The organism is Tritonibacter scottomollicae, assembly GCF_003003215.1.
Lineage (GTDB): Bacteria > Pseudomonadota > Alphaproteobacteria > Rhodobacterales > Rhodobacteraceae > Epibacterium > Epibacterium scottomollicae.
In genome coordinates, this window is sequence record NZ_PVUF01000034.1 from 1 (window position 1) to 10813 (window position 10813).

Below are 10813 nucleotides of genomic sequence, written 5' to 3' on the forward strand. Positions count from 1 at the left end.
GTGCCGTGGGCGCGAAGACCGCATTCATTGCCCCGGGATCACCTTGGGAGAACGGCTACTGCGAGAGCTTCAACGCCCGCTTCCGGGATGAGTTATTAAACGGCGAGGTCTTCACCACGCTGCGTGAAGCACAGATCCTCATCGAACGCTGGCGTCGCCACTACAACACGGTTAGGCCCCACAGCGCCTTAGGATACCGGCCCCCAGCGCCCAAAAGCATCGTCCTGATAGACCAAAGGCCGACGATGCATTAACATTCAAATTGGACCACTCGATGGGGGCACATCAGTTCGAACTCAGATTAGTAATGTAGGAAACATGTTTAAGGCATTGCTGGACAAAATCGCTGGGCGTGAACGCTCTCGGCAGAAAGCGGGAACGTCCAAAGATTTTGCACGAATATTGGAGCAAGGTACGCGCATCTTGCGCTCGACCAGTGCCCCCAATGCGCTCAACAAAATTGAGGACAGGGTTAGGTCAGAGCTTCGCCTCCATTCCCGTTGCTATCCAGAAAAAGAGGATACTCTCAACGCTGCGCGAGAAGAAATTCGAACGGTTCGTGAATTGCCTGACCTCGCTCAGGTCTTCATCTTCCATGGTGATGGACGCGTTAGAGAAGAAGCAGTTCGGAATTTGGAGGGACCACTGCTTACGCCTGCAAGCGTCTATGGGCTGTTTTGGCGTCTGAATGATTGGGTGCCGCAAGTACGGAGTTTGGCAGACGAAGCCCTCAAAAGGGTCATGCCGACTACAACAGCTCCTATCGTTGTTCCCGCGCTGACCGCCATACTACCTCATCTCAACAGCTGGGGTCGTTGCTCTGGTGAGGGGCGCAGTGCCGTACGTGAAATCATGGGCAGGCCGGATATAGCTGCCCACTTGGTGGAAGACATGAAAACGACAATACAGCCGCGTCTTGGTCAAATTCTTCGCGAGCTAAGCCGTAACCCTGAGATCGACCAGCATATCGAAAGCCTCTTTGTTGCTGCACTTCTACCGCATATTCGAGCCATGGCTCTCGAAATGCTGCTGTCTGGGCAGGCACGCTGGCCGACGGGTAGGTCGAGGCGTGTCTGGATTGACCGCTCGATGGATAAATATCGAAACGAGAACGTGTATGACCATCGTGACATTTCAATACAAGCCTCCAAAATCGACCTTATCGCCGTCGGTGCCCTAGATCGTTCAGCTATGGTTCGAAGGCGTGCAGCCGATGGATTGATCTCTCTGCGAAATGACCCTGTACTGAGGGATGATTTGGACGCGATCGCGGCACGTCTTCAAGACGACCCGAATATTGGTGTGCGAAACAGGATAGAATTCTACGGACGAAACCAACCAGCACGATAAGTTGGCGATGTTCACTGCGGACCTTGGTTATGCCAAAGGCAACGGCGGCTTTGTCCCGCTTAGCCGACATCTAAAGGTGTTCGGCGGCTGCACGTGCGGCGAAGGGCAGCTTTTCCCTTTGCGCCTGCGCCAAGGAGTGCTCGCCATGCCGCCAGATCCGAAGACTTTGCAAAGACCGCTTCCTGGGCTCTGCTGACCTTGGTGCGCAGCGCAGCATGTGGGTTTCACTCGGCCAGGGCTTGAATGGCAGCTTTTGCCTGTCTGGCACGGAACCTTCGCAGACGTAGCCAAGGTCGGCTCTCCGCCCCTTCTAGCCAGGGCAGATCGTCATGCAGCGCCGGACGTGAGCGGTGACTATGTCCCCTTGAAGCAGACCATTCGATCCCAAGAGCGATGACGCTTCGTGTATTCGTAGCTGGTGTTGAGCCTAGCACCCCAGGAAGCCCTCGGGAGGCCTCACTCAGGTCTGATCTCGCGCTGATGGCAAGCAAGAAGCGCGACCAGTCTTCGGCCGGAAATCACCTTCTGGCGCTTGAGGTGGATGAGGCCCCTTTCAACCGGGTCGAGGTCAACGTCGTCTCCACAGACGCGAGCAATGCTGTCGGCGTAGACATCTGTTGCTGTGACGGGCACCTGACATTTTCTCTGACGCTGATATCGGCTGAGGATCGTAGCAACAGCTTGCGTCGGCTTAATGGTCTTCATTGGAGTTCCCACCGCTTCCAAGCGACCTCGTGTCCAGGGTCTCACTATCGCAAGCCAGCCGCACTGCGCCATGCTCAGGCTCATACGGGGAGGGCACAAGGGCCCTCCGCCGGATCCGCCGCTTCATGCCACGAACCGCACATCCCCTTCATACGCGAAAGGCGCCGGAGCGTCTGCCCCAGCGCCTCTATCACCGTCTTTCAGAGAGCAGCCCAGGGACAGCAGGCGGTACGTTTCGCCCGACACCCCTTGCGCATTCATCTGCTTTCTCTGATTACGCCTCGCCGAAGCGATCGGCCTCTCATTTCAGTCGCTTCAACAAGCGCAGCATGCGCACCGTCCAAGCCAGTCCATCCGAGAGCCTATGGTCGGTCGAAGCGTCTCACTGGACCAGATGCTGAAGGGACTAACCGCGAAGCCGACTGAACGCGGGTGCATTCACGTTATTCAAAATAGTCCTCGGCGGGATCTTGTGACCTATTCGGCCGCAACTTGATCCCGATTTATATCAACAAGCGCAGGTTGCGCGCCGTCTAAGCGGACCCATCCGAGATCTTATGGCCGGTCCGAGCGCCGCATTGGACCTGCTGCCTGGAGGAATGTCTAAAAAGCCGAGTGAAGGTGGGGTGCATCCCAGCACTTCGAAACAGACCTTGGCTGCCCCATGCGGTCTCGTCATCCGAAATTTGGCCCGATCAATACGAGAGGGTGCGACATCAACATATGGAGAAATCGTCCAGCGGGGGCCCTACATCTTGTTCGAAGCTTGGCTTCGCGGAATCCTTGCCCCGATTTACACCCTCAATGGGTCCAGGGGCCACGGCGGTTGGTGGCAAAGTTCTCTCCGTAGCCACCAGCACGCAGGTTGGGCTTGCGGGTCTTGGGCTCTTGCACCTCGACTTCGATTCCGTGATCCTTGGCGTATTCCAGCGCCTCTTCCTTGCTGTCAAAGCGCAGGCGCACCTGGCTTTGAGTATCGGAGGAGGATGTCCAGCCCATCAACGGATCGACTTCGCGCGCAGTGGTTGGGACATAGTCCAACACCCACTTTCGCGTCTTGGCCATGCCAGAGGTCATGGCGTTTCGTGCTGGCCGGTAAATCCGCGCGCGCATGGCTGTCTCCTCAAGAAGATTCCTTTGCACCTATATGCGATGGATGCGCGGGCGCGGCAAGATTTCAAATAGATCGTCTTTAAGACGGGTTGCCCTGATGCCACCCCGCCCCGCCACATGCAAAGGCCATCTCGTTTGACTTGCCCCTTGAAGTAGAACAAAAACGGACCAACCTTTCTGTGCGTGCCCGACGAAGGAGTCGCAGATGCCATACGCCCATTCCGACAAGACCCTGCCGATGATGGCTGACCGCGCGCCAGAGCGGCGCGAGAAGCTGGAGGGTGGCAGAAGTTTTGTCATGCACACCGCATTCTCGCCCGCGGGCGACCAACCTACCGCCATCGCGGAGCTGAGCCAAGGGGTGCTGGACGGGGAGCGGGACCAGGTGCTCTTGGGCGCGACCGGTACTGGCAAGACCTTTACCATGGCCAAGATCATCGAGGAGACCCAACGCCCGGCGATTATCCTTGCGCCGAACAAGACGCTGGCGGCGCAGCTCTATGGCGAGTTCAAGGGCTTCTTTCCGGAGAACTCGGTCGAATATTTCGTGTCCTTTTACGACTATTACCAGCCCGAGGCCTATGTGGCCCGCTCGGACACCTATATCGAGAAGGAAAGCCAGATCAACGAGCAGATCGACCGGATGCGCCACTCGGCCACCAGGTCGCTGCTGGAACGCGATGACGTGATCATCATTGCCTCGGTCTCCTGCATCTACGGCATCGGCTCGGTCGAGACTTATTCGGCGATGACGCAGGATCTGGTGGTCGGCAAGGATTATGACCAACGTCAGATCATGGCCGATCTGGTGGCCCAGCAATACAAGCGCAACGATCATGCGTTTCAGCGCGGCTCTTTTCGGGTGCGCGGCGACACGCTTGAAGTCTTTCCGGCCCACCTTGAGGACCGCGCCTGGAAGCTGTCGTTCTTTGGCGAGGAGCTGGAGGCGATCACTGAATTCGACCCGCTCACGGGTGAGCGCACCGGCACCTTCGAGAAAATCCGCATCTACGCAAACTCGCACTACGTGACGCCAAAGCCGACGCTCAATCAGGCGGTGATCTCTATCAAGGAAGAGCTGCGCCAGCGGCTCGACAGTCTCGTAAACGAGGGCAAACTGCTGGAAGCACAACGCCTGGAGCAGCGCACCAATTTCGACATCGAAATGCTGGAAGCCACCGGCCATTGCAATGGTATCGAGAACTACTCGCGCTATCTGACCGGCCGCGCGCCGGGTGAGCCGCCCCCCACCCTGTTCGAATTCATCCCCGACGACGCCATCGTCTTTGCCGATGAAAGTCATGTTTCGGTGCCGCAGATCGGCGGCATGTACAAGGGCGACTATCGGCGCAAGTTCACCCTGGCAGAACACGGCTTCCGCTTGCCATCCTGCATGGACAACCGACCGCTGAAGTTCGAGGAATGGGACGCCATGCGGTCGCAGTCGGTGTTTGTCTCCGCTACCCCGTCCGCCTGGGAGCTGGAACAGGCCGGCGGCGTGTTCTCGGAACAGGTGATCCGCCCCACGGGCCTGCTGGACCCGCAGGTGGAGATCCGCCCCGTCGACATGCAGGTGGATGACCTGCTGGACGAAATCCGCCGGGTGTCCGAACGTGGCTACCGCACCCTTGCGACCGTGCTGACCAAGCGCATGGCGGAGGATCTGACCGAATACCTGCACGAACAGGGCATCAAAGTGCGCTACATGCACTCCGACATCGACACGCTGGAGCGAATCGAGATCCTGCGCGACCTGCGGCTGGGGGCCTTTGACGTCTTGGTGGGGATCAACCTGCTGCGCGAGGGGCTCGACATTCCGGAGTGCGGGCTGGTGGCCATTCTCGATGCCGACAAGGAGGGGTTCCTGCGCTCTGAAACCTCGCTGATCCAGACCATCGGTCGCGCGGCGCGCAACGCCGACGGCAAGGTGATCATGTATGCGGATCGCATCACCGGCTCCATGGAGCGGGCGATCGGAGAAACCGACCGCCGCCGCGAGAAGCAGATTGCCTACAATGAAAAGCACGGCATCACGCCCGAGACGGTGAAGAAGAACGTCGATGATGTCCTGGCCGGTCTTTACGAGGGCGACACTGACATGTCGCGCGTCACCGCCACCATCGACAAGCCGATGCATGGCGCAAACCTCGAAGCGCATCTGGTCGGGCTGCGTGAAGACATGCGCAAGGCGGCAGAAAATCTGGAGTTCGAAGAGGCCGCCCGCCTGCGCGACGAAGTCAAACGGCTGGAAGCGGTGGATCTGGCGATTTCCGATGATCCGCTTGCGCGTCAGTCAGCCGTGGAAGCCGCCGCAGAACAGGCCACCAAGAGTCGCGGACGCTCAACCGCGGGCAAGGCCGGTCAACGCGGTGGGAATGTCAAAAGGCGGGGGAGATGACCCCTGCTGAGGGATGAGGCCGGGCAAGGCGCAGGGTCACGCGCGCCAGAGTTCGCGAACGGTCGCGGACAAGAAAACGTGTTTCGCCAGCGCGTTGAGGACGTCGTCGACCTGCTCGGCCTCTGGGGCATTAACCACCGCGCGACACCAGAAAGGGTCCTCCATGTTTCGCTTAGCACTCGCGGCGCCGCTCTTGCTGGCCGCTCTGCCTGCAGCCGCCGATACGGTGCCGACGCTGCCTGACGGTATCTCGGTCACACAGACACGGTTCACCTGCGACCGCGATACGGTCGTGCCGGTTACCTTCATCAACGGTGACGACGGCCTCTCTGTGGCGGTCGCACAGATCGACGGGCTGCAAATTGTGATGTCGCAGGTCGTCTCCGGGTCTGGCGTGCGTTATCGTTCCCTCGACGCCGCACGTCCCTACGAGTTGCACAGCAAGGGCAACATGGCCTTGTTTTCCTATGGTTCTGACACCGCGTTCGAAACAATACTGCGCAACTGCGTCGGGACATGAGTGCGCGACACATACGCGCGACAAAGCCACATCCCAGCAGAGCATTGGCCCATTGCGCGTGATGCATAGCCGCGTGTCACTGATCGCAAAAGCGCAAATTTCGAGCAGTCTCTGAAGAACAATCTCCCGGCAAGGCGCGCCGCTTTGGATTGTTGTCTCGCCCCGCGCGGAAATTCGTGCAATTTGCCCGGCAACCTGCGTCGCGCGCGAACGCAGGTTCCTGAATTCGGCGCGTTATTGTAATTTGCTCAAAAAACCGACACCTGTGCCGCAACAGCAGACACCAAGGAGTCTCTCTCATGTTCAAATATACCCTGCGCGCCGCCACATTGGCGAGCCTTCTGGCCGCAACCGCCGTCACCACCGCCCAAGCGGAAGACACCACCCTGACCGTTGGCATGTCCGGCGGCTATTTCCCCTTCACCTTCGTTCGTCAGGATGTCTTGCAGGGGTTCGAGGTTGATGTGATGAACGCCGTCGGCGAAGAGGCCGGCCTGGATATCGCGTTCGAGACTATGTCCTTTTCCGGCCTGATCGGCGCGCTGAGCGCCGGGCGCATCGATACCGTGGCCAACCAGATCACCATCACGCCGGAGCGCGAGGCAACATTCGCCTTCACCCAGCCTTATGTGTTTGATGGCGCTCAGGTTGTGACGCGCGAGGGCAATGACACCATCGCCAGCGTCGAGGATCTGCGCGGCAAGATCGTTGCGGTGAACCTCGGTTCCAACTTCGAGCAATTGCTGAACGAGCTGCCCTTTGCCGATGAGGTCGAAATTAAGACCTATGAAAGCAACATCGAGCAGGACACCGCACTGGGTCGCGTCGATGCCTTTGTCATGGACCGCGTGTCCTCCGCGCAGCTCATCCAGGAAAGCCCGCTGCCGCTGCAACTGGCCGGTCAGCCGTTCTCGGAAATCCGCAATGCACTGCCCTTCCGCGACGATGCCGATGGCCGTGCGCTGCGCGACAAGGTGGATGCTGCACTGACCACCCTGCGCGATAATGGCACACTGACCGAGATTTCGGTCAAGTGGTTCGGCACCGACATCACCTCCAACGCGGCGGAGTAACCGATGCAAGCGCTCGACTTTGAGTACATGCTGGGGCTGGTGCCGGTGATCCTCGGCTATGTGCCGCTGACGCTTGGGATGGCGGCGGCGGGCATGGTCTGTGCGCTGGTTCTGGCCGCATTGCTGGCGGTCGAGCGCGTGATCCGGGTGCCGGTACTGGATTGGCTGGTGGTTCTGTTCATCAGCTTTTTCCGGGGCACGCCGCTTTTGGTGCAGTTGTTCCTGTTCTACTACGGGCTGCCGCAGGTGGTGTCATTCCTCACCCGCATCGATGGGGTGACGGCGGCGATCCTCGGGCTGACGCTGCATTTTGCCGCCTATATGGCAGAATCGATCCGCGCCGCCATCATCGGCGTGGATCGCAGCCAGTGGGAGGCGGCGCAGTCCATCGGCATGACGCAGTGGCAGCTGATGCTGCGGATCATCCTGCCGCAGGCCGCCCGCGTCGCCGCGCCAACTCTGGTGAACTACTTCATCGACATGCTGAAGGGCACCTCGCTTGCTTTCACCCTCGGCGTGACCGAGATGATGGGTGCAGCGCAAAAAGAGGCCGCCGGCAGTTTCCGCTACTTTGAGGCCTTCCTGGTGGTGGCGGTGATCTACTGGGTCATGGTCGAGGCGCTGAGCCAAGGCCAGAAATGGCTGGAAACCTATCTCAACAAGGCGTTTGTGCGATGATTTCGATCACAGGACTGACCAAGACATTTGGCGAAACGCCGGTGCTCGACCAGATCGACCTCGACATTGCCGAAGGCGAGCGGGTGGTGATCATCGGCCCCTCCGGCACCGGCAAGTCGACCCTCTTGCGCTGCCTCAACTTCCTTGACCGCCCAGATGCGGGCAAGATCACCATCGGTGATCTGACTGTTGATGCGGCGCGTGCGCGCAAGGCAGAGATCCTCGGGCTGCGGCGGCGGACCGGATTCGTGTTCCAGAACTACGCCCTGTTTGCCAACAAGACGGCACAGGAAAACATCATGGAGGCGCTGGTGACCGTGCAGCGCCTGCCCAAGGCCGAGGCCGCCGCGCGCGCGCAGGCGGTGCTGGCGGAGACCGGGCTGGCGGACAAGGCGAACAGCTATCCGGCCGCGCTGTCCGGCGGGCAGCAACAACGGGTTGGCATCGGTCGCGCCATGGCACTGAATGCCGAACTGATGCTCTTCGACGAGCCGACCTCGGCACTGGACCCGGAGTGGGTGGGCGAGGTGCTTGACCTGATGCGGCGGGTCGCGGAGCAAAAACAGACCATGCTGATCGTCACCCACGAGATGCAGTTCGCCCGCGAGATCGCGGACCGTATTCTGTTCATGCACAGCGGCAAGATCGTCGAGCAAGGCACACCTGCGGAAATCTTCGACGCCCCCCAAGACCCCCGGCTTCAGCGATTTCTGGCGCGGGTCAGCGGCTGATCGCACCTGACGGGCCAGATCAGTTAGGGCCGTAGCCTTCGGCATATGACTGGCGGCCTCTGCCGTTCTGACGACGCCCTATGCACCACCTCAGCATCTCGTGGCGCTTGCTTTAATGGTGAGTGCGGAGATCCATGCTGCATACATCAATGTCGTAGTTGCAAGCCTATGTGAGCCGCACCAATACATCAGCCCTCGCCACTGCTGCCCGTCTCTTTAATCCGCCCGAGCCGCGCCGTGCCGCGGCGCGACCGCCTCAGCCGTATCAGCCCCAGCCATACAACAAACTCACGACTGATACGGAACTGGTCGCGTCGCCCGCAGTTGCTATGATCGCCGAAACGCGATCATGCCGCGCCTTGGTGTTTTCTGAATAAGTTGGCGCATGGTTCTATGTGTGCATCAAACGTGTGCATCTCTCATGCGAAAGAATGAGCAGATGCGAAGCGATAATTTCGTTGCTTTGTTTGACGAAGACGTCGACGGCGCCTCGAGGAGCACTTGGCCGGTCGCTATCCAAAACCTCGTTGGCGAACTTGACCGCGCTGCCGATCCCCCGCGCGCATCGCTATGCCGCACACGGCCCACCACATATTGCGCGGTGCCGGAATACGATTCGCTGCTGCGCCTCGGATTTGATCGCAACAGCCTGTCTTATCTAATCCATGCAGCTTCATGGTGTTCTTGGCCAGATCTAGGCCGACTGTTGAAACCTGCATTGGATAGCGCCCTTCCTTGCAATGATAGAAATGCATAGTGGCGCCGGGGAAGCAGGAGCCCCCATCCGCTTTCGTTCGCGTGAAAGCGGTCATGATCCACCTTTCACCTTGTTCCTGCTGACAGCAAAGTCAATGCTGCAGACATGGCATCAGAAACAGAGTTTTCCTTCATAGAACTGCCCCCTTCGGCACGCCGGCACATCCTGATATTTCAGCTACACCAGTTTCTGGATCGTTTTGCGATGGGTCTTACGGTTGCCGTTGTTGCTTTGGCGTTGACCGACCGGGGAATGGACCTCTTCCAAATATCACTACTCTTCGGGGTATACTCGCTCACGACGATGGCGATGGAGCTGCCCTTCGGTGGATTAGCAGACAGCATTGGACGCAAGCCGGTCTTTCTGATGGCGGTTTTCGCCAGCTTGATTTCGCTGGCGCTTTTTCTCTCAACCCGCGATTTCTATGTGCTCGCTGTTTCATTTGCGTTCATCGGTTTTGGACGTGCGCTTCGCTCAGGGACGCTTGATGCGTGGTTTGTCGAAACCTTCAAGGCCGCCGCGCCCAATGTCGATGTCCAGCCTGCACTGGCGAAAGCGCAATGGGCAAATGCAGTCGGTTTGGCCGTTGGCGCGGTTCTCGGAGGCCTTCTGCCCGATATGTTAGGCTCGGTCGCTGAAAGCCTCGGTTTCAGTATCTATGATGTGTCCTATGCTGCAAGCTTTGGGGTGATGCTGGGCGTGTTTGTTTTCACGCGCCTCGCCATTGTAGAAGCCCCGCGATCCATGGCCGCCGGTGCGCTCAAGCAGGGCTTTGTAAATGTGCCTTTGGTGATCAGAGACGCGGGCATTCTTGCTCTCAAGAATCCCGCACTATCGGTTCTGCTGACAGCACTAGCGTTCTTCCTGATGGCAACCAATCCGGTCGAGGTGATCTGGCCAACCTTTGCCAAGCCAATGTTGGACGAGGGGTATGCGAACACCGTCATTGGTGTCGTCACCGCGACTTATTTCTTCTCGATCGCTCTTGGCGCATCTCTGTCTTCGCACGTCAGCAGGATCTTCAAACGGCAGCACGCCAAGACACTTGCGGCGACATTTGCTTGCCTCGCAAGCGCTCAGATCGCATTGGCGCTTCAGGGCAACATCTTCGGGTTCGTGGGCGTTTTTGTCCTCTATTCCGTATTCCTTGGCGTCAGCGAAACACCCGCCAGCAGCATTCTTCACCGCTGTGTTGAAGATCGTCAGCGGTCGACCATGTTGTCAGTGAAATCACTTATACAGCAGTTGGGCGGCGGCTTGGGCCTGCTCTTGGCCGGCATCGTCGCCGAGACTTACTCGACACCGATTGCATGGATTGTCGGTGCAGTGTTTCTATTCATTGCTGCGATACAGTGCTTGGTTTTGGTCAAATACTTGGCCGTACAAAGCTGACAGCGGATGAGGTGGATGGCTCCTGCTCCACCGGCATCGAACGTGCCAAAGTGCAGTTGTCATCGACTGCAAGGAAAGGAGCCACCCAATGACAGT

At 58.9% G+C, this 10813-nt stretch carries 10 protein-coding genes; 8 read left to right on the forward strand and 2 right to left on the reverse strand.

The window, feature by feature from the left end:
• Both CLV89_RS21490 and CLV89_RS22495 read left to right on the forward strand, forming a co-directional pair.
• Window positions 1-254: integrase core domain-containing protein (locus CLV89_RS21490; protein ID WP_133166708.1), on the forward strand; the 254-nt coding region annotated here is incomplete at its 5' end.
• A gap of 64 nt (window positions 255-318) precedes the next feature.
• Complete coding sequence (locus CLV89_RS22495) at window positions 319-1350, forward strand: hypothetical protein (RefSeq protein WP_133166779.1); 1032 nt, start codon at window positions 319-321, stop codon at window positions 1348-1350.
• A gap of 456 nt (window positions 1351-1806) precedes the next feature.
• Here CLV89_RS22495 and CLV89_RS21505 read toward each other — a convergent pair whose 3' ends face one another.
• Entirely contained in the window at window positions 1807-2055 is a 249-nt protein-coding gene (locus CLV89_RS21505) for a hypothetical protein (protein ID WP_106165644.1), read from the reverse strand.
• Between the two features lie 801 nt (window positions 2056-2856).
• Window positions 2857-3168 (reverse strand): ETC complex I subunit, encoded by a 312-nt coding sequence (locus CLV89_RS21510; RefSeq protein ID WP_106165645.1) that lies wholly within the window; start codon window positions 3166-3168, stop codon window positions 2857-2859.
• Between the two features lie 205 nt (window positions 3169-3373).
• Between CLV89_RS21510 and uvrB the strand changes: the two genes are divergently transcribed.
• The 6 genes from uvrB to CLV89_RS21540 all read left to right on the forward strand — a co-directional run bounded on the left by uvrB (window position 3374) and on the right by CLV89_RS21540 (window position 10717).
• Entirely contained in the window at window positions 3374-5566 is a 2193-nt protein-coding gene (uvrB, locus tag CLV89_RS21515) for an excinuclease ABC subunit UvrB (RefSeq protein ID WP_106165646.1), read from the forward strand.
• A 163-nt stretch (window positions 5567-5729) separates the two neighbouring features.
• Window positions 5730-6086: an MliC family protein gene (locus tag CLV89_RS21520; RefSeq protein WP_106165647.1), complete on the forward strand. Its 357-nt coding sequence runs from the start codon at window positions 5730-5732 to the stop codon at window positions 6084-6086.
• A 299-nt stretch (window positions 6087-6385) separates the two neighbouring features.
• Window positions 6386-7159 (forward strand): amino acid ABC transporter substrate-binding protein, encoded by a 774-nt coding sequence (locus tag CLV89_RS21525; RefSeq protein ID WP_106165648.1) that lies wholly within the window; start codon window positions 6386-6388, stop codon window positions 7157-7159.
• A gap of 3 nt (window positions 7160-7162) precedes the next feature.
• Window positions 7163-7837, forward strand: coding sequence for an amino acid ABC transporter permease (locus CLV89_RS21530; protein ID WP_106165649.1), 675 nt, complete (start codon window positions 7163-7165; stop codon window positions 7835-7837).
• On the forward strand, window positions 7834-8568 hold the full coding sequence (locus tag CLV89_RS21535; protein WP_106165650.1) for an amino acid ABC transporter ATP-binding protein: 735 nt from the start codon (window positions 7834-7836) through the stop codon (window positions 8566-8568). The genes CLV89_RS21530 and CLV89_RS21535 overlap by 4 nt, the downstream gene beginning before the upstream one ends.
• 862 nt (window positions 8569-9430) lie before the next feature.
• The gene (locus CLV89_RS21540; RefSeq protein WP_106165651.1) at window positions 9431-10717 is read left to right on the forward strand and encodes an MFS transporter; all 1287 of its coding nucleotides are present in this window, start codon (window positions 9431-9433) and stop codon (window positions 10715-10717) included.
• Window positions 10718-10813: the final 96 nt, after the last annotated feature.

Excerpts from the sequence above, each read along its gene's own strand:
- CLV89_RS21505 (WP_106165644.1), bottom strand. The coding sequence starts at position 2,055 with ATGAAGACCATTAAGCCGACGCAAGCTGTTGCTACGATCCTCAGCCGA.
- CLV89_RS21520 (WP_106165647.1), top strand. The coding sequence starts at position 5,730 with ATGTTTCGCTTAGCACTCGCGGCGCCGCTCTTGCTGGCCGCTCTGCCT.
- CLV89_RS21525 (WP_106165648.1), top strand. The coding sequence starts at position 6,386 with ATGTTCAAATATACCCTGCGCGCCGCCACATTGGCGAGCCTTCTGGCC.
- CLV89_RS21510 (WP_106165645.1), bottom strand. The coding sequence starts at position 3,168 with ATGCGCGCGCGGATTTACCGGCCAGCACGAAACGCCATGACCTCTGGC.
- uvrB (WP_106165646.1), top strand. The coding sequence starts at position 3,374 with ATGCCATACGCCCATTCCGACAAGACCCTGCCGATGATGGCTGACCGC.
- CLV89_RS22495 (WP_133166779.1), top strand. The coding sequence starts at position 319 with ATGTTTAAGGCATTGCTGGACAAAATCGCTGGGCGTGAACGCTCTCGG.
- CLV89_RS21540 (WP_106165651.1), top strand. The coding sequence starts at position 9,431 with ATGGCATCAGAAACAGAGTTTTCCTTCATAGAACTGCCCCCTTCGGCA.
- CLV89_RS21535 (WP_106165650.1), top strand. The coding sequence starts at position 7,834 with ATGATTTCGATCACAGGACTGACCAAGACATTTGGCGAAACGCCGGTG.
- CLV89_RS21530 (WP_106165649.1), top strand. The coding sequence starts at position 7,163 with ATGCAAGCGCTCGACTTTGAGTACATGCTGGGGCTGGTGCCGGTGATC.